We start from the raw sequence: 20,180 nt of genomic DNA, 5'->3' as shown, positions 1-20,180 counted from the left end.
GCGCTAGACCAGGCGCGAGATCTCGTCGACGCGCTCGGTCGGCACCAGGAAATAGTCCCAGCAGTAGCGCGCCTTGGCGCCGTCCCACAGCTCGCGCGAGCCGATGTCCTTCAGGAACGGGTCGTGGATGCGATAGCCGACCGAGGCGGCGTAGTCGTAGAGGCTGTCCTCGCGGTGGCCGTAGGCCTTGTAGGCCTGGCCGCCCCATTCGACCGAGATCATCGGCCGAAACCGCCCGACCGTTCCAGCCCCGCCCGCCAGGGCGTCCAGCTCTCCGCCCTCGATGTCCATCTTGACGTAGGCGACGGCCGAAATGCCGAGCCGGCCGGCCGCCTCGTCGATGGTCGTGGCGCGAACCTCGATCGTCTGCGGCGTCACCCGGTCGGGGTCGTTGTATTGGCGCACGCGCAGGCCGCTTTCCGACAGGCTGCCGACGGCGCGGACGAACCGCACGGTGGTGTTCTCCAGGCGTCCGAGGGCGACCTTCTCGACCTGGAGATTGGGATGGCGGGCCGCGAGCTGATCCAGCACGACGCCCATTTCCGGCAGGGGTTCGAACGCCGCCACGCGTCCGTCCGGACCTACCGCCGCGAGGAATTGCACCGTGTGCAGGCCGTTGTGCGCGCCGACGTCGAGAACGGTGTCACCCGCTTTGAGGAAGCGCGTGTAGGAGGCGGCCAGCACCGCTTCGTAGTCGATGGTCCGGAAATCGACAGGCGCGCCGGTCATGGACGGTTCTTCCCCACGGGAGACGCGGCCACGAACGATCGCCGCCGAGGACGGGTTCTCGGCGGGCGCGATCGGTCCTGGGTTTTTCTCTCCCTCTACCGATAAGCCTCCGATTGTGTTTCGGTTCCACCCTCCCCATGCAGCGAGCGCCGACCTGGGGGCTCGACGACCCTGCGCGGCTAGGCTAGGCCAGGGTCACCAGCGCGCGGGCATGGCGAAACTGGTAGACGCAGCGGACTTAAAATCCGCCGGCCGCAAGGCCTTGCCGGTTCGACCCCGGCTGCCCGCACCAAGCAATTTCAATGACTTAGATAGATTTCGGAGGCCAGCCGCCGATAAGTTGTGTTTTTCGATAATGTTGTTGAATTTATTCTATTTTCCAGGCTCTCCCAAGCGTTGAGCAGGCTCGCGAGCGGCGTGAGGCCGGAACAAAACGGCTGGGCAGCGCTGCTGATTGGCGTGAGCGGGATGACCCTTTGCCTAACTCATAGGCAACATTTCGTAGCTGACGCGCTAGATTGCCGTTTGCAACTTGTCCGTCTACGGTTCCAATCCGCGCAGCGTGATCAAAAAGATCGTGCTTTGGCTTGGGGGAGCCTTTGGACGATCGGCCGAACATTGAGCTTACTGTTGTGGCTCCAGCCCGCATTGGGATCCTCAGAGACGCGCTACCCAAAACCTCCCAATTTCTCGAAGATCTTCATGACGCCGTTGTGAAGACAGACGCTCGAGTTTTAGTCGATCTCTCTGGTTGCGAGCATATATCGCGATCGGGGTGTTTACTCCTCACGGCGGAAATGGAGAGGTGCGCGAAGTTGGCGAAGCGCACAATCTACGGGCATTTCCCTTTGTCCGAAGCTGTTTGCCGAACCCTAGAAGCGTTTGGCTTCTTTCGGCACTTGCGGATCGTTTCGCCATTCACTGGCCGTAAGCGCACGCGCGATAAGAGCGTTTTGCTGGTCAGATCGGGTGGGCCGACCGATGTGCAGGACCGCCTCAGCGAGGTGGCGCACGTCACACGTCAGTTATTCGATGACAACGCTTATGCAAACGATGTTGAGGTCGCTCTTCAAGAGGCGATGACCAACGTCATTAGCCATGCGTATGATGGTCCTAACGCCAGCGACAAGGCGCACCTCCCGCATCGGTGGTGGTTTGCTGGGGTCGTGGATCACAAACGACGCGACGTGTTGTTCTACGCCCTTGATCATGGGGTCGGAATCCCGACGCGAGCCCCTCAGACAATGCCAGCGGTGATCGACGCATATTGGTCGGGCAAATCAGACGCTCCGATAGTCCGTAGGGATAAGCACGTGTTGGAGGCTGTGGTGCGGGCGCGAAGGGAGGGGATCGCTCCCGAGCGGCATGGCAATGGCCTGCCGCAGATGATCGCGCTAGTGGAGCAGTCGTCTGTTTCCGGCGCGCTGCAGATCATCAGCGGCAAGGGGGGGTATCGCTTCACGAAAACGGCATCACATGAGTCGGCAGCGGAGCCTCGCGAAGCGTGTTATGGGTTTCGGAAGAATTTTCCTGGAACCTTGGTCGTATGGCGCTTGTCTGGTCCGCTAAAGCAGTCTCAACGGTGAACTGATGGACATCCTCGTCGCGCGCGATTTTCACTCCAAACCGTTTGGCCGTTTTCCTGAGCATAGCAAGGATGCCAATGGTCAGAAATTTCGGCGAGAATTCCTCGTGCCCGCACTGAAGCGAGGCGACCGGGTGTTTGTCGATTTTGACGGCACCGGTGCCGTCGCCCCATCGTTTCTTGAAGAGGCTTTTGGTGGCCTGATAGAGGAGGGCTTTGACGAGGCGACGCTTCGCGCGTTGCTGACCGTGCGCTTTCCCAACAACCGAGAGCGTGAGGAAGAAGTCTGGGTCAAGATAGCTATCGCGGCCCATAAGCATCGCGCCCTTGCCCACTAATTCTAGCATTCTTACAGCTCTACTTCCGCTCGCTGGCCCGCTAGTCGCCGCGCTAGGTATCGGCGGTATCGTGACAGCTCTCGTCACACCGATGGCGCTGTCGCATTCACGTCGCTGCAGTCGGGCTCTGGAGGCAGTTGACGATTGCAAAACATCGACGTTGACAGGGATACATCGAGCTGCACGCGGCGAGCAAAACCAAGCGGTCTCCTCTGAACCTTTCGTGAAGCTATCAATTCTTGAGAATCGTATCGCGGAGGCGTTCTCAAGAGGTAAAGACTACCAAATGATTGCTGTAGCGCTGGGATCATTCACCAAGGCAGTCGTGCCATCGGATTCCTTCTCTTCTGAGGCGGCCACTGCGGAAAATCTCAATGCTTGCTGTGCGGCGCTGGAATCCGCGCGTGATGAGCTTCGCCGTGTGATGTTGTTGTCCGCCAATCGCGATCCAATCTTTCGCCATGTGGGGGTTCATAAAAAGGCTGATTGACCTGCTTAAGGGTTGAAAGCGTGTGGGCCATTGCTCGCTTGGGCGATGTCGAGTTCTGCCCGCACCAGCTGTTTCGGCGATCTTGGGCCGCGTGTGCGTCAGCGCACAGATGGCGGCGGCGACTCCGGCGAGTGCGGGGGCGCGTTCGTCTTCCACTCCACACTGCCGGACGCCGGCCGGCTCGCGCGTCCCAGCCCGGGCCGGCCACCTGTCTTCAGCGGCGGGCCTGTTTTCTCTGTCGCCAGGCCAGCGCCGCCAATCCGACCGCGAAGGCCACAAGCTCGGCGTAGCTCCACAGGTAGTAGGCCGAGAAGAAGCCCCACTGCATCAGCGAGCGGTCGAGGGCGAAGGCGACGTGGGTCAGCACGATCAGCAGCTGGAAGGCGGCCATGAACAGCAGCCAGATCCGGCGGTCGAAGAGGGCCACGCTGCCCAGCACGCCGAGATAGACGAGGTCGACGGCGAAGATGCCCCACTGGGGGATACGGTGGTCGTCGATCTCCAGGGCGGCCGAGCCGACCCAGGCGATGATGGTGGCGATGGCCAGGCCGCGTTCCAGCCGGCCGCCGATCCACAGGGCGATCCCGCAGATGACGAACATGGCGCCGGCGCCCAGCTGGGTCGGCAGGATTGAGAACAAGGCGGCCCCCGAACGTGTCCGGGGGCCATTGTCGCGATGACTCGCGTGATTGGGAAAGGGCGGAGGTCGGCGCGGGGCCTCAGGCCGACTTCACCACCTCGAGCCGGCCGCGCGTGGAGTCGGGCTCCTCCTTGTCGCCGCCGCCGACCAGGGTGACGCGGCGCAGGCCGATCTGGTCCTTGGCGTCGGCCAGGGCGCCGTGGGCGGCGATGAGGGAGCGGCGGACCTCGGCCAGGCCCGAGGCGGCCTCCATCACGTGGTCGACGGCCAGCTGGCCGACCCCGGCGGCGATCCTGGCCTGCAGGCGGGCGCGGGGCATGGCGGCGATCAGCTCGCCCATGGCGGCCAGGGTGTTGTCGACGGCCTCCTCGGCGGTGAACAGGCGGGTGGCGAGATGTTCGGCGACGATGCGGCGGTTCATGTGGAGTTCCCCTCGAGAGATCCGGCGGCTTCGGCGGGCGCGGTCCGGACGTTGAGCGAAGGCGCCGGCGGGCGCCTTCTGGGGAAAGGCGGCCTCAGCCGTGGCGCAGGTTCTGGAAGAGCTCGACCACCTGGCGCGCGCCGAGCAGCCCGCCGATCAGCATGGCGAAGCCGAGCGCGATGGCCAGGACGGCCAGCAGGCGGAAGGCGGGGGTCAGAGCATGGTCGAATCCTCCGCGCATTTCTCGCGGAAGCCCTCGTCCAGCACCGTCGCGGTGATGGTCAGGATCTCCCTCAGCACCATCTCGGGCGGCTTGGCGGCGGATTCCTTGCGGATCGCCGAGACCAGGTCGGTCACCAGCGGGGCCAGTTCGGGCGGGGCCAGGTCGGTCAGCTGGCGTTGCAGTTGCGACCAGCCGAAGGGCGGGACCGGCGGCTCGGGGGGCAGGGGCGGCCAGGCCTGCTCGAAGGCGCTCACCGCCTGGCGGATCTGGCGGGCCTTCCACACCAGCATGCCCAGGCGATGTTCCTGCAGGCTGACTGGAGCGGCTGTCTTCTGATCGGTGGTGTCGGATGTCACGGTCGTCGTAAGCCTCGGTTCTACGCAAGGCCGACGGTGGCGAGGACGGCGGGGCGCCCGCCAGTCCGATTGGGTCGGGGTGGGATCGAATCCCATAGTCGGCGGCGACGGCGCCTGTGGGATCGATTCCCCGTTCGTGCTCGCTCAGCACCCGCGCCGCGGCCCGGCGCCCGTTGACGCCCAGCTTGCGGCAGGCGCTTTCCACCAGGGCGTCGGCGCGCGACTTGGAGACCCCCATCAGCGGGCCGATCTCCTTGGAAAGCCTGTGTTCGCTGACCAGGCGCAGGGCTTCGCGCTCGCGTTTGGTCAGAAGTTCGAGGCCGGCGGCGGGGTTGGAAGGCGTGTCCATGGGGGCGAGCGAATCGGCTCCACTCGATCTAGGGATGAAGTGCGTTGCGGCGCGGGGCGGCCACGCCGATAGATAGCCGAGTTCTTCGATCTTCGGACATGCCTAGATGACGACAGCCGGCCCGGATCCCATCGACCTCGCCGTCGGAACGCGCATCCGTATTCGTCGTCGCTATCTGAAGATCAGCCAGGACGAGCTGGCCGAGGCGCTCGGCCTGACCTTCCAGCAGATCCAGAAGTACGAGCGCGGCGAGAACCGCGTCTCGGCCTCGATGCTGGTGCGCATCGCCGCCCGGCTGGAGACCACGGTCGCCACCCTGGTGGGCGAGGACGCCCCCGCCGAGGAGAGCGCCGGCATGCTGGCGGCCCTGACCCTGCCCGGCGCGCTGGACCTGCTGAACGCCTACGCCCAGGCCGGTCCCAAGACCCAGCGGGCGATGGTGGGCCTGGCCCAGGCGATGATCGAGGCCGGCGAGGAGGATTAGAGTTTCGACCTGATTGCATCAGGTCAGAACTAATTCTTTGTTTTAACGCATTTTCTTCACGCGAAGCGGAATCCGCTTCGCATCGAAAATGCTTCAGGCCTCCAGCCGCTCCACGCCCGTGACGCCGAGGTCGGCCAGGGTTTTCTCCAGTTCGACCGCGGCGGCCTCGACCTCGGCCGGGTCGCGGCCGCGGATCACGAGGCTGGCGCCGTAGACGTCCGGCGGGGCGAAGAACGGGTAGCTGCCGATCGACAGGTCCGGATGGGCCTTGGCGACGGCCTCCAGCGGCGCGGCGATCGTGCCCTCGCCGGTGCCGGTGACGCGGACGGTGGTCGCCACCACCACGGCTCCGGTGCGCAGGCGCGGACCGACGTCGTCGAGCATGCCGCGCATGATCGCCGGCACGCCGGCCAGGACGAAGACGTTTTCCTTCTGGAAGCCGGGCGGCCCCTGGACGGGGTTCTTCACCAGCGTCCCGCCTTCCGGCACATGCGCCATGCGGCGGCGGGCGGCGTTGGGCTCGCCCCAGCGCTCGCGCAGCAAGGCCATGATCTCGGGGTGCTCGGGGGCCGTGACGCCGAACGCCTTGGCCACCGAGTCGGCGGTGATGTCGTCGTGCGTGGGGCCGATGCCGCCGGTGGTGACGACGTAGTCGTACTTGATGCGCAGGGCGTTGACGGCCTCGACAATCTCCTGCTCGACGTCGGGCACCACGCGGGCCTCGGCCAGGTCGACGCCATAGGTCGCCAGGTACTTGGCGATGGCGTTGAGGTTCACGTCCTGGGTGCGGCCCGACAGGATCTCGTCGCCGATGATCAGGACTGCGGCGGTGACACGATCGACCATGCGGCGAAACTCCCTGGAACGCTTTCGACTTAAGGCGACGGCAGGCGCGTCGCAACCGTCATCGCCCTTGTCCTGGTCGGCGCCGGGGCTCGCGTCAGGGAACGGCGGCGAGCGTCGGGGCCGGGGCCCGCAGGTGCGCGTCGAGAAAGGCCTCCAGCGCGCGCAGCATGGCCAGGCGATCCTTCTGCCGCGACAGGCCGTGATCGGCCAGGGGCAGTTCGAGATAGTCGACCGGCTTTCCCGCCGCCTTCAGGCGCGCGACCATGGTTTGCGACTGCTCGACCGGCACGGCCTGGTCGACGTCGCCATGCACGATCAGTATGGGCATGGCCGCCGCGGCGGCGCGGCGGGCCGGCGACTCCGTCACCAGACGGGCGCGATCACGCCGGGCGTGTCCGATCAGCCGACGCGTGGCCAGGTCTCCGCCATAGAAGCGGCCCTGGGACTCGATCAGGTCCGGAAGGTCGGCGACACCGGCGATCGACGCCGCGCACTGAAAGAGGCCTGGGTCGGGATCGGTCGCCGCGGCCAGGGCCAGGTAGCCGCCGAACGACCAGCCGGCGACGCACATCCGCCGCGGATCGGCCAGGCCCGACTGGACCAGCCAGCGTCCGCCGTCGATCACGTCCTGATAGACGGCCGCGCCCCAGGCGCGCTCGCCGGCCTTGCGGAAGGCCTCGCCGTAGCCGGTGGAGCCCCGGAAGTTGGGTTGCAGCACGGCGTAGCCGCGGGTGGCCACGAACTGGGCCCACCAGTCGAAGCCGATGTCGTCCCGCGCCTCCGGACCGCCATGGGGCATGACGACGAACGGCAGGTTCCGCGCCTGGTTCAGGCTGGCGACGCCAGGCGGCAGGGTGACGTAGGCGGGGATGTCCATGCCGTCCCGCGCCTTGAAGCGCACGGCGAACTTGCGCCCCAGCGCCGCGCCGTCGAGGGCGGGCTGGAAGCGCGCGAACGGTCGCGTCTCGCCGGTCTTCAGGTCCATCCAGACCGAGGCGACCAGCCGTTCCTGCTCGACGACGCCGGCGACGACGAAGCGGCCGTCGCGGCTCTGGTCGTGGACGAAGACGTTCTCCGATCCGGCCAGCTGCGCGATGCGCGCGGCCCGCGCCTTGGCTTCGGGATCGAAATAGACCGTGCGGCGGCCGTCGGCCACGTATCGGGCGCCCACCACCCGCCGGCCGTCGGGAGAAAAAATCGCGCCCCCGACGTCGTAGCGCTCGTCCTTGAACAGCCGGCTCAGGAAGCGCTTCTGGGAAAGGCTGTAGACATACAGCCCCTCCACGCCGTTCTCGTGGTCGGACACCACCACCAGGCGGTCCGGGTCGCCGTCGAAGCCCAGGGCGGCGATGTCGGTCGTCTCGTCGGTGGCCGGGGTCAACGCGCCGTCGGGCGCCAGGTTGAACAGCCGCGACTGGTCGCGAACGCTGTCGCCCACGCCCAGCCGCGGACGGCCGTCGGCGTCGACCACCCAGCCGACGATGTTCTTGTCGCGATCGAGCACGCGGGTCGCTTCGCCGGTGCGGACGTCGAGGCGCATGAGGCCCGGATGCAGCGGATCGACCCAGTCCACGGCCACCAGCACGCCGTCCGGATCGGCGGGAAGGAAGCTGGCGATCCGGTCCTGGAACTGGGGCGTGTAGATGACGTGGCGGGGGCGTTTGACGAGGTTGGTGAAGGCCTGCAGCCGCTCGTCCGTGGAGAACAGGCGCGTCCGCATGGACAGGATGTTGGTCCGGCCGCGCTCGGGCATGCCGACGCCGAACAGCAGGCGTTCGCCCTTCCAGGCGGCCCACTCGGCGGTGCGGGCCGCGCCCAGGGCGTATTCGGCCGAAGGGCCGTCGGCCAGCCGGTCGGTGTGATAGACCCGCAGGACGTCGAGGCTGTCGCGCTGGGAGACGACCGCGATGCGCGCGCCGTCCTCGGAAAGCGAGATGCTCGCAAAAGCGTCGGGCCGCGCGAAGCGTTCGGCGTCGATACGCTCGTCGGCGCGGCTTGCGCCGGCCGCCAGACAGGATAAAGCCGCGGCCAAGGCCGCAACGAAAACACGCAAGATCAAGCCCCCTCGCCCCGATCGACCGTTACTCGCCCCATGGTGGTTCGTCAAAGGGCGTTCGCGTTCAATTCCGGATCCCTCGCGCCCATGCTGCTTCCTTCACCGCTGACCCACGGACGCATCGTCCAGCGCTACAAGCGCTTCTTCATCGACCTGGTGCTGGACGACGGGCGCGAAGTGACCGCGCACTGTCCGAACTCCGGGGCGATGCTGGGGGTGAACCTGCCGGGGCAGGGGGCGTGGGTGTCGTTCTCCGACGATCCCAAGCGCAAGCTGGCCTGGACGCTGCAACTGGTCGAGGCGGCCGGGCCGGACGGGACCGGCCTGGTGGGCGTCAACACCATGCTGCCCAACAAGCTGGCGGCCGAGGCCCTGGCCAATGGGGTGATCCCCGAACTGACCGGCTACGCCAACGTGCGGCCGGAGGTGAAGTACGCCGCCGCCAGCCGGGTCGATTTCCTGCTGACCGATCCGGACCGGCCGCCGTGCTGGCTGGAGATCAAGAACGTCCACCTGTCGCGCTCGCCGGGCCTGGCCGAATTCCCCGACTGCAAGGCCGCCCGCTCGGCCCGCCACCTGGAGGACCTGGCAGCCCAGGTCGCCGAGGGGCACCGTGCGGTGGCGCTGTTCGTGGTGCAGCGCGAGGACTGCGAGGCCTTCCAGGCCTGCCGCGAACTGGATCCGGCCTTCGCGCGCGGGCTGGACGTCGCGGCCGAGGCGGGGGTGGAGATCATGGTCTGGGCGTGCGCGATGAGCACTGAAGAGATCCGGATCGCGCGGCCGATCGTCTGGAAGCGCTAGGGGCTCCATCCCCTTGATGGGCGAAGGGAGCACGCGGTGCGCCGGTTGAACTTCCGTGCTATAGTCGCGACATAGGTCCGACCGACATTCCAGTTCCGGCGCTCCCTCGCGAGACGCGCCCCGTTTGAGATTGAGCCGCCCATGACCCTCGACGACGCCTTTGAGATCGAGACCGAAACCCGCACGGGCCAGATCAAGATCCACAAGCCGGAAGACTTCGAAGGCATGCGCAAGGCCGGCCGCCTGGCCGCCGAGTGCCTGGACATGCTGATCCCGCACGTCACGCCCGGCGTCTCGACCGACCACCTGGACACGCTGGCCCGCGAGTTCATCCTCGACAACGGCGCCCTGCCGGCCTGCCTGTTCTATCGCGGCTATCCCAAGACCGTCTGCATCTCGCGCAACCACGTGGTCTGCCACGGCATCCCGGGCGACTGGACGCTGCGCGAGGGCGACATCGCCAATATCGACGTCACCGTCATCGTCGACGGCTGGCACGGCGACACCTCGCGGATGTACGGCGTCGGCGAGGTCGGGCCGCGCGCCCGCCGCCTCGTGGACATCACCTATGAAAGCCTGGCCCGCGGTCTGGCGGCGGTGAAGCCGGGCGCGACCCTGGGCGACATCGGCCACGCCATCCAGTCCTATGTCGAGGCCCAGCGCTGCAGCGTCGTGCGCGATTTCTGCGGCCACGGCCTGGGCAAGGTGTTCCACGACTCGCCCAACATCCTGCACTTCGGCCGTCCCGGTCAGGGCGCGGTGCTGAAGGCGGGCATGTTCTTCACCATCGAGCCGATGGTGAACCTGGGCAAGCCGGCGGTGAAGGTGCTGGGCGACGGCTGGACGGCCGTGACCCGCGACAAGTCGCTGTCGTCGCAGTGCGAGCACTCGATCGGCGTGACCGAAGACGGCTGCGAAGTGTTCACCGCCTCGCCGACCGGCCTGTTCCAGCCGCCGATGCAGGGCGCCTGATCGGGACCCTGCGTGGTCCTCGTCGAGGACGAGGTTTTCGCCGCGGATCTGGACGGGGCGGCGCCCACGCCCGCACCCTTACGGGTACGTAGCCTCTAGGCGAAACTGACATTTCAGCTTACCTATCAGTCCGAAGACAACCTTCGGGAGCGGTTTCGTGCGCCAGCCTTCGCCCTTGCGGGCCCCTGACGACGGTGTCGCCGGCGGCGCGCGTTCGCGCATGCTGGTGCTGGACGTCTGCTCGTCGTCGGGTCTGGAGGACTGGTCGCCCGACCTGCAGAAGGCCAAGGTCTACGAGAAGATCCTGCTCGACCTGATCCTGGGCGAACTGCCGCCGGGCGCGCGGCTGGACGAGCAGTCGCTGGCGGCGCGCTACGACGCCGGGCTGGCCGGGGTGCGCGACGCCCTGGGGCGGCTGGCGCTCGAGGGCCTGGTCATCCGCCGGGCTCGCTCGGGCACCACGGTGGCGCCGCTGGATCTGGTGGACCTGCGCCAGGGCTACGAGGCCCGGGCCCTGATCGAGCCGCACTGCGCGGGCCTTGCCGCCCGCCACGCCTCCAAGGCCGACGCCGCCGCCATCAAGGCCGTGTTCGACGGTGCCGAGGAGGCCGCCCGCAACCGCGACCTGCCGGCCCTGGTGGCCATGGACCAGCGCTTCCACGCCGCCGTCGCCCGCGCCTCGGGCAACCTGGCTTTGGCCCGGATCCTGATCCCGCTGCAGCACAAGGCCGCCCGCTTCTGGGTGTTCTCGTTCGGCGGGGCCACCGAGGCCGAGCTGATGGCCGACATCGAGCAGCACCGCGAGGTCGCCGACGTCATCGCCAGCGGCGACGTCGAGGCCTCGAAGGCGGCGATGATGCGGGTGCTGAGCGTGACGCCCGAGGCCGTGCAGCGGCCGCAGGTCGAGGCATGACCTCAAGCCCTCCCCCTCGATGGGGGAGGGTTGGGTGGGGGTGGTCGCGGCGCTGGCCGCCGCGCACTGCCGTCGGCTCAGCAGGTCACCCCCATCCCCGGCCCTTCCCCATCAAGGGGGAAGGGGGCTTTCAGGCGCGCCTCTTCCACTAAGTCCAGATCTGGACTATATTCCGATCTGGATGGAGGCCCGCATGTCCGTCGCCAAGCGCAAACCCGTCGAAGTCGTCGCCGGTTCGGCCGAGCTGGACCTGTCGCGCTTCTCGCCCGCCAACCGTCGCCGGCTGAGCGGGCCGGGCTTGCGCACCTTCCTGGCCATCGCCGACCTGTGGGACCTGTCCGAAGACCAGCGCCTGCTGGTGCTGGGCCTGCCGTCGCGCTCGACCTACTACAACTGGGTGAAGGCGGTGCGGGAGCATCGCGACGTCACGCTGGATCTCGACATGCTGACCCGGATCTCGGCGGTGCTGGGCGTGCACCAGGCCCTGGGCGTGCTGCACGCCAGCGAGCGGGAGGCGATCGCCTGGCTGCGGACGCCGCATACAGCCCCGCTGTTCGGCGGCCGGCAGCCGCTGGAGGTGCTGACCTGCGGAACCCAGGACGGCCTGATCAGCGTACGCCGCTTCCTCGATGCGGCGCGGGGCGGGCTCTACATGCCGCCGGGCGATCTCGACCGCGACTTCCGCCCCTATGACGACGCCGAGATCGTCTTCTCGTGAGCGAGGCCTACGCGCCGGCGCCGCAGCCGAGCTACCGGCTTATCCCGTCGCGCTTTCCGCCGATCGGCCTGTTCGACACGGTGGCGACGGCGGCCGATCTCGACGCGGTGATGGACCTGGCCGGCTGGACCAACGACCGCCTGGTGGCCGAGCGCGTGGCGCGCCTGCCGATCGGTGAGCGGGTCTATGGCCGGACCAACGCCAGCATCGTCATGGCGTCGTTCCTGCACGTCGCGCCCGGCGGCATGCGCTTCAACGGTCCGGATCTCGGCGCCTGGTACGCCGCCGCCGAACTGACGACGGCGGTGGCCGAGGTGGCCCACCATCTGCGGCGCGAGGCGGTCGCCACGGGCGCCCGGAGCCTGTCTCGCCAATACCGGGTCTATTCGGCCAGGCTCGAGGGCGACTATCTGGACATCCGCGGCCGGCAGGCGGCGCGGCCCGAGGTCTATGCCAGCGACGACTATGCGGCCGGCCAGGTGCTGGGCGAGGCGGTGCGCGCTTCGGGCGGGGCGGGGATCCTGTTCGACAGCCTGCGCCACGCGGGCGGGATCAATGTCGTCGCCCACCGTCCCCGCAACGTCCACGACGTGACCCAGGGCGACCACTACGAGCTGCGGGTCGAGGCCGGGTCACGCCGGATCGAGGCCCGGCGCCTGGCCTCGTGAGATCCTGTGGCCGGCGCGCGACAGCCGGCGGAACGTCTCGCCAACTGTGAGGCTTTCGCGACACAGGGTTCTGGCAATTCGTTCTAAAATGTCAGAAGAGATTTTGACGAACGTCAAGCCATCCCCATTTGGTGCGGCGAGGCGGGGCCCAAGGCGCCGCTTCCCGGAGCCTGCCGCATGTCCCGTCGTCTCGTCCTTCTCGCCAGTGTCGCCTCCATCGGCGTCTTCGCCGGCCTCGCCGCCGTCTCCTCGGCGCGGGCGGCCGACCAGCTGACGGAAGTCGACGCTGTGGTGGTGACGGCCCGCGACCGCAATGCGGGCCTGCTGGAAAAGCAGCCGAACGACACGGTGTTCGGCCTGGACAAGCCGCTGATCGAGACCCCGCGCTCGGCCAGCTTCGTCTCCGACCTGACCCTGCAACGCTATGGCGTCGAGACCATCGACGACCTGACGGCGGTGTCGCCGGGGACCTACACGGCCAGCTTCTACGGCGTGCCCGGGGCGCTCAACATCCGCGGCACCCTGGCGGAAAACTACTTCCGCGGCTTCAAGAGGGTCGAGAACCGCGGCACCTATGCGACGCCGATCGGGGCCGCCGAGCAGATCCAGATCGTGCGCGGCCCGCCGACCCCGATCTACGGCTCGGGCAAGGTCGGCGGCATGCTGAATTTCATTCCGAAGTCCGGAAAGGGCGAGGGCGGCTATCTGGAAAAGCCCGAGGGCGAGATCACCCTCACCTACGGCAGCTACAACAAGAAGGACGCCACGGCCCAGGTCGGGCTGCCGGTCGAGGTCGGCCAGGTGATCGGCGGGGTCCACCTCTATGGCGAGGTCGAGGACAGCCACAGCTTCTACCACGGGATCTATCCCAGGCGGCAGACCGGCCAGGTCTCGGCCGATTTCGACCTGGGCGGCGGCTGGAGCGTGGCGCTGGGCGGCATGATCTATCGCTCGCAGGGCGACGTGCAGACCTCGGGCTGGAACCGCCTGACGCAGGACCTGATCGACAACGGGACCTATGTCACCGGCCGAGATACGAGCCTGGTCGACAGCGACGGCAACGGTCGGCTGACGCCTGGCGAGATCGGTTCCTACCCCTACGCCAGCGCCCTGTACCTGGCCTATTACGGCTATCCGACGACGGACGCGGCCCACACGCTGGACACCGGGGTGGGCGCGACCAGGCTGTCGCCGCGCACGGTTTACGTCTCGGCGGCCGACTTCTCGAAGACGGCGACCGACACCCTCTATTTCGACATCGGCCGCAAGCTGTCGCCCGACAGCTCCATCAAGCTGCAGCTGTTCTACGACGCCCTGGAGAACAAGCGCTTCGTCTCCTACGGCTATCCGGCCTGGTTCGACAGCGACGTCTGGGAGGCGCGCCTGACCTGGGACTTCCGCAACGAGGCCTTCGACGGGGCGGTGCGGGCCCAGTCGTTCGTCGGCGCCTCGTATCGGGCCTTCGACGGCCGGCGGCGCGAAAGCTTCAACAGCGGCCTGATCGCGCTGGATCGCCGCGACCTCGCCCACGGCGCCACGGCGACCGACATCATCGGCAGTCCGTTCAATCCCGGCGACGGCGTGGCGTGGGAGAACGACAACCACTCCAAGTGGACGCAGGCCGGCGTGTTCTTCACCACCGACATCTCCCTGGGCGAGCGCCTGAACCTGATGCTGGGCGGCCGCTATGACGACTACGACGTCACCTCGGAGGACGTCGGCTATCTCAGCTACACCGTCGCCGGCGTGCAGAAGGCGGCCAAGGGCAAGGGGACCTATACGGCCAGCGTCAGCTACAAGGCGCCCTTCGGCCTGATGCCCTACGTCACCTATGCCGAAGCCTCGGCCCTGGAGATGAGCCAGGCGGGCGACATCGCGCCGGGCCTCGTGGCCGACGCCAGCGACGCCTGGCTGTCGGACAGCGATCTGGCCGAGGCGGGCGTCAAGTTCCAGTGGCTGAAGGGCACGCTGATCGGCTCCCTGGCCGGCTATCGCCAGAACCGCACCCAGCTGACGGGGATCAACGCTGCGCCGACCGGCACCCGCGCCAAGGGCGTCGAGTTGGAAGTGCGGTGGCTGGCCAGCGACCACTTCAGCTTCACCTTCTCGGGCAACAGCCAGCACACCACGGTGAAGGGCCCCGACACCTCGTTCCAGTACATCCCGACCTACACCGCCGGGGTCAGCGGCGCGGACGGCTATGGCGGGGCCTATGTGGTGTGGAGCTTCGCCAGCATCCGGCCGGGCGACTACGACTACACCCTGATCCCCAAGTCGGTGGTCAGCCTGTACGGCGCCTACGCCTCGGACCAGCACGACTGGGGCAAGGTCTTCGCGACTCTGGGCGTGACCCACGTGACCAAGACCTCGGGCACGGTGCCCGGCGCGCCGGTCTATCCGGCCTACGCCGTGGCCAGCGGCTCGGTCGCCTACGAGTACGGCCCCTATACGGCCACGCTGAACATCGACAACCTGTTCGACGAGCTCTACTTCACGCCCGTCGCCGACACCTACGCCAACCTCGCCGCCCTGCCCGGCAAGGGGCGGGAGTGGCGGGTCACCCTCGCGAGGCGCTTCTGATGGCCCATGTCCGGATCCAGCATCGCCCCTGGCTGCTGCTGGGCGCCTTCAGCTTGCTGCTGTTCCTGATCACCGCGGCGACCTATTCGTCGCTGGGCGTGGTCATTCCGGCCATGGTTCCCGAGCTGGGCTGGAGCTGGGAGCACGCGTTCCTAGGCTTCTCGATCATGGGCGTGGCCACCGGCGCTTCGTCCTGGCTGCCGACCCTGCTGATCCGCCGCTGGGGCGTGCGCGCGACCCTTGTGGCGGGCGCGGCGGTGATGGCCGGGGGACTGGCCCTGATGGCCAACATCCACGGCCTGCCGGCCTATTTCCTGGCCACGGCCCTGCTGGGCGTCGGCTTCCAGGCCGCGGCCCTGATCCCCGGCACCTATGTGCTGTCGGCGATCTTCCGCCAGCGGGCCATGCCGTTCGGCATCTACTTCACCTGCGGCGCCCTGGGCGGCGTGGCCGGGCCGCTGATGGTGCTGGCCAGCCAGAGCGCCTTCGACGGCCACTGGCGGGTCTATTGGGCGCTGCAGGCGCTGGCCATCGGCGTGCTGGGCCTGCTCTGCGCGGCCGTGGTCGGCGGCCCCAAGTGGCTGGAGGAGGCGGGCCGGGCCATGGACCGCCTGACCGCCGCCGACGCCAAGGCCGCCCCGGCCCATCCGCGCGTCTTCCGCACCGACCATGATTGGAGCGTCCGAGACGCCGTGCGCACCCCGCAGTTCGCCATACTGGTGGCGGCCTATTTCAGCCACCTGCTGGCCGGGGTGACCGCCGCCAGCCTGACCCAGGCCCACCTGACCCAGCTGGGCGTGGCCGGCGTGGTGGCGGCTGGCGCGCTGAGCGCCGAGGGCCTGATGCAGGTCGCCGCCCGCCTGGCCGGCGGGGCGGTGGGCGACCGGGTCGATCCGCGCTGGCTGCTGGCCCTGGCGCAAGGCCTTCTGGTCGTTGGCCTGCTGGCGCTGTCACGGGCCACGACCCTGCCGCTGCAGGCGCTCTACGCCGTGGGCGTGGGCCTGGGTTTCGGCCTCACCGTACTGGCCGTCAGCCTGCTGCTGCTCAACTATTTCGGCCGCAGGAACAACGTCGAGCTCTTCTCGCTGGTCTGCCTGGTGGGCGCGGTCTCGGCGGCCGGGCCGTTCATCGGCGGCTTCATGCGCGATCGGCTGGGCGGCTTCACCCAGACCTTCGAGCTGTTCGCCGCCCTGACCGCGGTGGTGTTCGTCGCCGCCCTGCTGATGCGTCCGCCCAAGCCGCGCGTCGCGGCCGTGGCGGAGGCCGAGGCCGCCCCCACGCTCTGAGGTCTTCCCCCGGGTCTCCCTCAGGGTCTCCCAGCGTCATCCTTTTGGTCTATGGTCGCGCCGACTCGCCGGCAGGGCGAGCGACAGGGAGGCGACGATGGGGCACCAGGACGGACGCAAGGCATTCGGCGTCTTCCTGCCCGTGGCCAATGGCGGCTGGATCGTCTCGAAGACGACGCCGCCGCTCGACGGCCTCTACGCCCAGAACCGCGCCGCCGCCGTGCTGGCCGACGAGATCGGCCTCGACTTCATCATGTCGATGGCCAAGTTCCGCGGCTTCGGCGGGCAGACCGACCACTGGGGCTCGGCCCTGGAGTCGGTCACCCTGATGGCGGCCCTGGCCGAGGCCACCAGCCGCGTGAAGATCTGGGCCACCCTGCATCCCCTGCTGCAGAACCCGGCCGTGGCCGCAAAGATGATCGCCACCTTGGATCACATCAGCGGTGGTCGCGCGGGTCTCAACATCGTCGCCGGCGCCTATCGCGACGAGTTCGCCCAGATGAGCGCCTGGGACGACACCCTCAGCCACGACGACCGCTACGAACTGGCCGAGGAGTGGACGCGCCTGGTCAAGCGGCTGTGGGCCGAGGACAGCGTAACCCACGAGGGACGGTTCTTCTCGCTGCAGGACTGCCGGTCCAAACCCAAGCCGCTGTCGCGTCCGCGGCCCGACCTGATCTGCGCCGGGGTGTCCGAGCGCGGCTTCTCCTTCGCCGTGGCCGAGGCCGACGCCTGCTTCATCGGCGGCGAGGACGAGGCGGCCCTGCGCGACGCCAGCCGCCGGGCCAGGGCGCGGGCGGCGGAGCTGGGCAAGGCCGTCCGCACCTACGCCATGTGCACCGTGGTCCATGCCGACACCGACGCCGAGGCGCAGGCATTGGCCGATCGCTATCGCGACGGGGTGGACATGGCGGCGGTCACCACCATGTTGTCGAACTGGGGCGTGCCGCCCGAACGCCTGGCGCAGACCGCCGCGCGCCAGGGGGCGTTCATGACCCGCACCGTGATCGGCGCGCCGGCGACCTGCGGCGCGCGGATTCGCGACCTGGTCGAAACCTGCGAGCTGGACGGGCTGATGCTGATCTTCCCCGACTACGAGGCCGGTCTTTCCATGTTCGGCGCCGAGATTCTGCCCGGCCTGCGGGAGGCCTATCCTTGAACGCCGCCCCCTTCCGCGCCGACGACGGCCTCTCGACCTGGATCGCCCCGGCGCGCACGGCGCTGCTGGTCGTCGACATGCAGGTGGACTTCGCCGCGCCGGGCGGGGTGATCGGCCGGTTCGGCGTCGACCTGTCGTCGGCCGAGGCCGCCCTGGTCGTGGCCGGGCGCCTGGTCGAGGCGGCGCGGGCGGCGGGCGCGCCGGTGGTGTTCGTCGGACTGGAGACGAGGCCGGAAAGCGACTCTCCGATCATGCTGGAGCGCATGCGCCGACGGGGCGGCGATCTGGAGATCGAGCGGGCCATCTGCCGGGCCGGAACGCCGGGGGCGGACTTCTACGGTCCCGTCCCCGCGCCGGGCGAACTGGTGGTGCGCAAGCCGCGCTACAGCGCCTTCATCGACACCGATCTCGACGCGCTGCTGCGGGCGCGGGGCGTCGACACCCTGCTGGTCTGCGGCCTGACGACCGAATGCTGCGTCGACAGCACCGTGCGCGACGCCTTCCATCGCGACTACCACGTGTTCGTCGTCGGCGACGCCTGCGCGGCCTACGAGCCCGACCTGCACGAGGGGGCGCTGAAGAGCCTCAGCCTGTCCTTCGCCCTGCTGCTGGACGCGGCCGAGGTCGAGGCGGCCTGGGCCGGCTAGGCCGGGAAACAGCCAAAGAAAAAGCCGCCCGGGCGAACCCGGGCGGCTGATCTTCGTACCGAAGAAGCGCTGCTTAGAAAGCGGCCTTCAGCGAGACGACGACGCGCGAGCTGTAGATGTCGCCGTAGTCGTGCTCGTCGGTGTCCCAGTAGCGGACGTCGACGGCCAGCTTGTCGGTGAGGGCGTAGCCGGCGCCGAGGTTCCAGGTGGTGTAGTCGGTGCCGACGCCCGAGAAGTAGCCGTCGGTGTCGACGGTCTGGTAGCCGACAGCGCCGGAGACGGTCAGCTTGTCGCTGATCGGCAGGGCGCCGTTGATTTCGACGTACGAGGCTTCACCGCCGTTGCCCGGGAATTCCGGCGACCAGTAGCCGGCGAGGCCGAGGTTCAGCTTGCCGAAGGGCTTCGACACGGCGGCCTTCAGTTCGGTGTAGCTGTACTTGCCGGGCAGGCCGTTCTTGTCTTCGACGTAGCCGTAGTACAGCACGCCGAAGTCGGTCGAGATGTCGCCGAAGGTCGGCTTGACGCCAGCGTACAGGTCGACTTCCACCGACGGGTCATCGGTGCCGAAATCGACGTTCGAGGCCCAGACGCCGGCGTAGCCGATGCCGTAGCCGACATCCACGCCGCCGAACACTTGCGGGTCTTCCTGGGTCTGGCTCACGCCGCGGAACACATAGTCGCTGGCGATGCCGACGTTGTACGAGAGGCTGACTTCCTGAGCCATGGCGGCGCCGCCCAGGGCGACCGTCGCGGCGGCGGCCGCCAGCGAAAGCTTGAAGAACTTCATCCGTGCTATCCCCTTTTCGTTAGCCCGCCGGGAGTTTGCTCCCAACATGTGCGGCGCCTGCAAGCGCGTCAGTTCACAGCCGGGATTAACTGCGGGCCGTGCTCTAGTTGCAATCAGCAGGGCGACAGCGCCAGCGATAAGAACAGAGGTCGTTTAAACTTTGGGCATGTGTGACGAATTTGCTGCATAAGCGGCGTCCGAGGCCACAGTTACCGCAGAACGAACATTTCCGGCTTAGCTGAGGCTTCAGCGCATCGCCATCGTCGCCGCGCCCAGGTGCAGGCCCGCGTCCACCAGCAGGGTCTCGCCGGTGACGTGGCGGGAGGCGGGCGAGGCCAGGAACACCGCCGCGCCAGCCACGTCCTCGGCGCTGGAGGCGACCTGCAGCGGCGTCGCCGCCGCCGCGCCGGCCCGAAGGCGCTCGATCTTCTCCTCGTCCATCGCCTTGCCGAACCACGGCGTGTCGATGAAGCCCGGGCAGACCGCATTGACCCGGATCCTGGGCGCCAGGGCGCGGGCCAGCGACAGCGTCATGGTCGTCATCGCGCCCTTGGAGGCGGCGTAGGGCACCGACGAGCCGTTGCCCATGACGCCGGCGATCGAGCTGGTGTTGACCACGGCCCCGGGACGCGACGCGGCCTCCAGCAGGCTGCGGGCGGCGCGGACCATCTGGAAGGCCCCGACCACGTTGACCGAATAGAGCCGCAGGAAGTCGTCGGCGCTGACCGCGTCGAGATCGGCGTGGCGCGGGGCGAACTTGGTCACGCCGGCGTTGTTGAACAGGGCGTCGATCCGGCCCGAGGGGGCGGCGGCTTCGACGATGCGCCGGCAGTCTTCGTCGGAGGCGACGTCGCCGCGGGCCAGCACGGCCCTGGCGCCCTCGGCCTCGACCTGGCGGGCGGTCTCCTCGGCCTCCTGGGCGCTGCTGGCGAAGTTGACGACGACGAGCGCGGCGCCGCGACGGGCGGTCTCGACCGCCATCGCTCGGCCCAGGCCCGTGGACGCGCCGGTGACAACCACCGTGAAGCCGTCGAAGTCGCGACCCGTCATCCGTTTCCTCCTGCGTTCGAACGCTTGTTTGCGACACCGTAGCCGGGGCTTCGGCGCTTGTCTCGCCGGGAGCGCGGGCCTA

Annotated in this window: 22 protein-coding genes, 1 tRNA gene and 1 pseudogene; 14 read left to right on the top strand and 10 right to left on the bottom strand. The window is 68.3% G+C overall.

All coding sequences use genetic code 11. The features are described from left to right. Positions 1–3 precede the first annotated feature (3 nt). A complete protein-coding gene (locus tag AC07N1_RS21065) occupies positions 4–729 on the bottom strand; it encodes an FkbM family methyltransferase (RefSeq protein WP_494673570.1) in 726 nt (241 codons plus the stop codon). Between the two features lie 205 nt (positions 730–934). Here AC07N1_RS21065 and AC07N1_RS21060 point away from each other — a divergent pair. The 4 genes from AC07N1_RS21060 to AC07N1_RS21045 all read left to right on the top strand — a co-directional run bounded on the left by AC07N1_RS21060 (position 935) and on the right by AC07N1_RS21045 (position 3,142). After that, positions 935–1,021: transfer RNA gene (locus AC07N1_RS21060), tRNA-Leu, on the top strand. Between the two features lie 523 nt (positions 1,022–1,544). Then, positions 1,545–2,315, top strand: a complete 771-nt coding sequence (locus tag AC07N1_RS21055) for a hypothetical protein (protein ID WP_494673569.1) — start codon at positions 1,545–1,547, stop codon at positions 2,313–2,315. Between the two features lie 4 nt (positions 2,316–2,319). After that, the gene (locus AC07N1_RS21050; protein WP_494673568.1) at positions 2,320–2,652 is read left to right on the top strand and encodes an STAS-like domain-containing protein; all 333 of its coding nucleotides are present in this window, start codon (positions 2,320–2,322) and stop codon (positions 2,650–2,652) included. A 70-nt stretch (positions 2,653–2,722) separates the two neighbouring features. After that, positions 2,723–3,142 (top strand): hypothetical protein, encoded by a 420-nt coding sequence (locus AC07N1_RS21045; protein WP_494673567.1) that lies wholly within the window; start codon positions 2,723–2,725, stop codon positions 3,140–3,142. Positions 3,143–3,356: 214 nt separating this feature from the next. On the opposite strand, the gene AC07N1_RS21040 is transcribed toward AC07N1_RS21045, so the two are convergent. From AC07N1_RS21040 to AC07N1_RS21020, 5 genes and pseudogenes are all read right to left on the bottom strand, one after another. Continuing rightward, entirely contained in the window at positions 3,357–3,782 is a 426-nt protein-coding gene (locus AC07N1_RS21040; RefSeq protein ID WP_494673566.1) for a hypothetical protein, read from the bottom strand. Positions 3,783–3,861: 79 nt separating this feature from the next. Further along, positions 3,862–4,203 carry a hypothetical protein gene (locus tag AC07N1_RS21035; protein ID WP_494673565.1) on the bottom strand — a complete coding sequence of 114 codons (342 nt, stop codon included), beginning with the start codon at positions 4,201–4,203 and terminating at the stop codon, positions 3,862–3,864. Positions 4,204–4,297: 94 nt separating this feature from the next. After that, positions 4,298–4,444, bottom strand: a complete 147-nt coding sequence (locus tag AC07N1_RS21030) for a hypothetical protein (protein ID WP_494673579.1) — start codon at positions 4,442–4,444, stop codon at positions 4,298–4,300. Beyond that, complete coding sequence (locus AC07N1_RS21025; protein WP_494673564.1) at positions 4,417–4,782, bottom strand: hypothetical protein; 366 nt, start codon at positions 4,780–4,782, stop codon at positions 4,417–4,419. The genes AC07N1_RS21030 and AC07N1_RS21025 overlap by 28 nt, the downstream gene beginning before the upstream one ends. Before the next feature lie 160 nt (positions 4,783–4,942). Continuing rightward, positions 4,943–5,131 (bottom strand): annotated as a pseudogene (locus AC07N1_RS21020) (LuxR C-terminal-related transcriptional regulator); the annotation flags it as partial. Between the two features lie 106 nt (positions 5,132–5,237). On the opposite strand from AC07N1_RS21020, the gene AC07N1_RS21015 reads away from it, so the two are divergent. Beyond that, positions 5,238–5,615, top strand: a complete 378-nt coding sequence (locus tag AC07N1_RS21015; protein ID WP_494673563.1) for a helix-turn-helix domain-containing protein — start codon at positions 5,238–5,240, stop codon at positions 5,613–5,615. A 93-nt stretch (positions 5,616–5,708) separates the two neighbouring features. Here the strand turns inward: AC07N1_RS21015 and AC07N1_RS21010 are convergent, their stop codons facing one another. Next, on the bottom strand, positions 5,709–6,461 hold the full coding sequence (locus AC07N1_RS21010) for a competence/damage-inducible protein A (RefSeq protein WP_494673562.1): 753 nt from the start codon (positions 6,459–6,461) through the stop codon (positions 5,709–5,711). A gap of 94 nt (positions 6,462–6,555) precedes the next feature. Next, complete coding sequence (locus AC07N1_RS21005; protein ID WP_494673561.1) at positions 6,556–8,514, bottom strand: S9 family peptidase; 1,959 nt, start codon at positions 8,512–8,514, stop codon at positions 6,556–6,558. Between the two features lie 90 nt (positions 8,515–8,604). Here AC07N1_RS21005 and sfsA point away from each other — a divergent pair, with 90 nt between their 5' ends. From sfsA to AC07N1_RS20960, 9 genes are all read left to right on the top strand, one after another. Then, entirely contained in the window at positions 8,605–9,318 is a 714-nt protein-coding gene (sfsA, locus tag AC07N1_RS21000) for a DNA/RNA nuclease SfsA (RefSeq protein ID WP_494673560.1), read from the top strand. A 141-nt stretch (positions 9,319–9,459) separates the two neighbouring features. After that, positions 9,460–10,290, top strand: coding sequence for a type I methionyl aminopeptidase (gene map, locus AC07N1_RS20995; RefSeq protein ID WP_494673559.1), 831 nt, complete (start codon positions 9,460–9,462; stop codon positions 10,288–10,290). Positions 10,291–10,510: 220 nt separating this feature from the next. Then, positions 10,511–11,203: a GntR family transcriptional regulator gene (locus tag AC07N1_RS20990; protein WP_494673578.1), complete on the top strand. Its 693-nt coding sequence runs from the start codon at positions 10,511–10,513 to the stop codon at positions 11,201–11,203. A gap of 193 nt (positions 11,204–11,396) precedes the next feature. After that, a complete protein-coding gene (locus AC07N1_RS20985; protein ID WP_494673558.1) occupies positions 11,397–11,921 on the top strand; it encodes an antitoxin Xre/MbcA/ParS toxin-binding domain-containing protein in 525 nt (174 codons plus the stop codon). Further along, entirely contained in the window at positions 11,918–12,589 is a 672-nt protein-coding gene (locus tag AC07N1_RS20980; protein ID WP_494673557.1) for an RES family NAD+ phosphorylase, read from the top strand. Before AC07N1_RS20985 ends, AC07N1_RS20980 begins: the two co-directional genes overlap by 4 nt. A 177-nt stretch (positions 12,590–12,766) precedes the next feature. Continuing rightward, entirely contained in the window at positions 12,767–15,169 is a 2,403-nt protein-coding gene (locus tag AC07N1_RS20975) for a TonB-dependent siderophore receptor (RefSeq protein ID WP_494673556.1), read from the top strand. Further along, positions 15,169–16,455 (top strand): MFS transporter, encoded by a 1,287-nt coding sequence (locus tag AC07N1_RS20970; RefSeq protein WP_494673555.1) that lies wholly within the window; start codon positions 15,169–15,171, stop codon positions 16,453–16,455. The genes AC07N1_RS20975 and AC07N1_RS20970 overlap by 1 nt, the downstream gene beginning before the upstream one ends. A 97-nt stretch (positions 16,456–16,552) precedes the next feature. Beyond that, a complete protein-coding gene (locus AC07N1_RS20965; protein WP_494673554.1) occupies positions 16,553–17,614 on the top strand; it encodes an LLM class flavin-dependent oxidoreductase in 1,062 nt (353 codons plus the stop codon). Next, on the top strand, positions 17,611–18,261 hold the full coding sequence (locus AC07N1_RS20960; RefSeq protein ID WP_494673553.1) for a cysteine hydrolase family protein: 651 nt from the start codon (positions 17,611–17,613) through the stop codon (positions 18,259–18,261). Before AC07N1_RS20965 ends, AC07N1_RS20960 begins: the two co-directional genes overlap by 4 nt. Before the next feature lie 73 nt (positions 18,262–18,334). Here AC07N1_RS20960 and AC07N1_RS20955 read toward each other — a convergent pair whose 3' ends face one another. Continuing rightward, complete coding sequence (locus AC07N1_RS20955) at positions 18,335–19,048, bottom strand: TorF family putative porin (RefSeq protein ID WP_494673552.1); 714 nt, start codon at positions 19,046–19,048, stop codon at positions 18,335–18,337. A gap of 246 nt (positions 19,049–19,294) precedes the next feature. Further along, a complete protein-coding gene (locus tag AC07N1_RS20950) occupies positions 19,295–20,098 on the bottom strand; it encodes an SDR family NAD(P)-dependent oxidoreductase (RefSeq protein ID WP_494673551.1) in 804 nt (267 codons plus the stop codon). Positions 20,099–20,180 lie beyond the last annotated feature (82 nt).

This window comes from Caulobacter sp. GW821-FHT09B11 (genome assembly GCF_059418205.1).
This window is presented reverse-complemented; position numbering and strand designations above follow the sequence as displayed.

Bases quoted from the DNA above. Each gene is read 5' to 3' on its own strand.
- AC07N1_RS21050 (WP_494673568.1), top strand. From the start codon at position 2,320: ATGGACATCCTCGTCGCGCGCGATTTTCACTCCAAACCGTTTGGCCGT.
- AC07N1_RS20965 (WP_494673554.1), top strand. From the start codon at position 16,553: ATGGGGCACCAGGACGGACGCAAGGCATTCGGCGTCTTCCTGCCCGTG.
- AC07N1_RS21065 (WP_494673570.1), bottom strand. From the start codon at position 729: ATGACCGGCGCGCCTGTCGATTTCCGGACCATCGACTACGAAGCGGTG.
- AC07N1_RS20985 (WP_494673558.1), top strand. From the start codon at position 11,397: ATGTCCGTCGCCAAGCGCAAACCCGTCGAAGTCGTCGCCGGTTCGGCC.
- AC07N1_RS20970 (WP_494673555.1), top strand. From the start codon at position 15,169: ATGGCCCATGTCCGGATCCAGCATCGCCCCTGGCTGCTGCTGGGCGCC.
- AC07N1_RS20950 (WP_494673551.1), bottom strand. From the start codon at position 20,098: ATGACGGGTCGCGACTTCGACGGCTTCACGGTGGTTGTCACCGGCGCG.
- map (WP_494673559.1), top strand. From the start codon at position 9,460: ATGACCCTCGACGACGCCTTTGAGATCGAGACCGAAACCCGCACGGGC.
- AC07N1_RS21015 (WP_494673563.1), top strand. From the start codon at position 5,238: ATGACGACAGCCGGCCCGGATCCCATCGACCTCGCCGTCGGAACGCGC.
- AC07N1_RS20955 (WP_494673552.1), bottom strand. From the start codon at position 19,048: ATGAAGTTCTTCAAGCTTTCGCTGGCGGCCGCCGCCGCGACGGTCGCC.
- AC07N1_RS21030 (WP_494673579.1), bottom strand. From the start codon at position 4,444: ATGCGCGGAGGATTCGACCATGCTCTGACCCCCGCCTTCCGCCTGCTG.
- AC07N1_RS20990 (WP_494673578.1), top strand. From the start codon at position 10,511: ATGCTGGTGCTGGACGTCTGCTCGTCGTCGGGTCTGGAGGACTGGTCG.
- sfsA (WP_494673560.1), top strand. From the start codon at position 8,605: ATGCTGCTTCCTTCACCGCTGACCCACGGACGCATCGTCCAGCGCTAC.
- AC07N1_RS21035 (WP_494673565.1), bottom strand. From the start codon at position 4,203: ATGAACCGCCGCATCGTCGCCGAACATCTCGCCACCCGCCTGTTCACC.
- AC07N1_RS21010 (WP_494673562.1), bottom strand. From the start codon at position 6,461: ATGGTCGATCGTGTCACCGCCGCAGTCCTGATCATCGGCGACGAGATC.
- AC07N1_RS20975 (WP_494673556.1), top strand. From the start codon at position 12,767: ATGTCCCGTCGTCTCGTCCTTCTCGCCAGTGTCGCCTCCATCGGCGTC.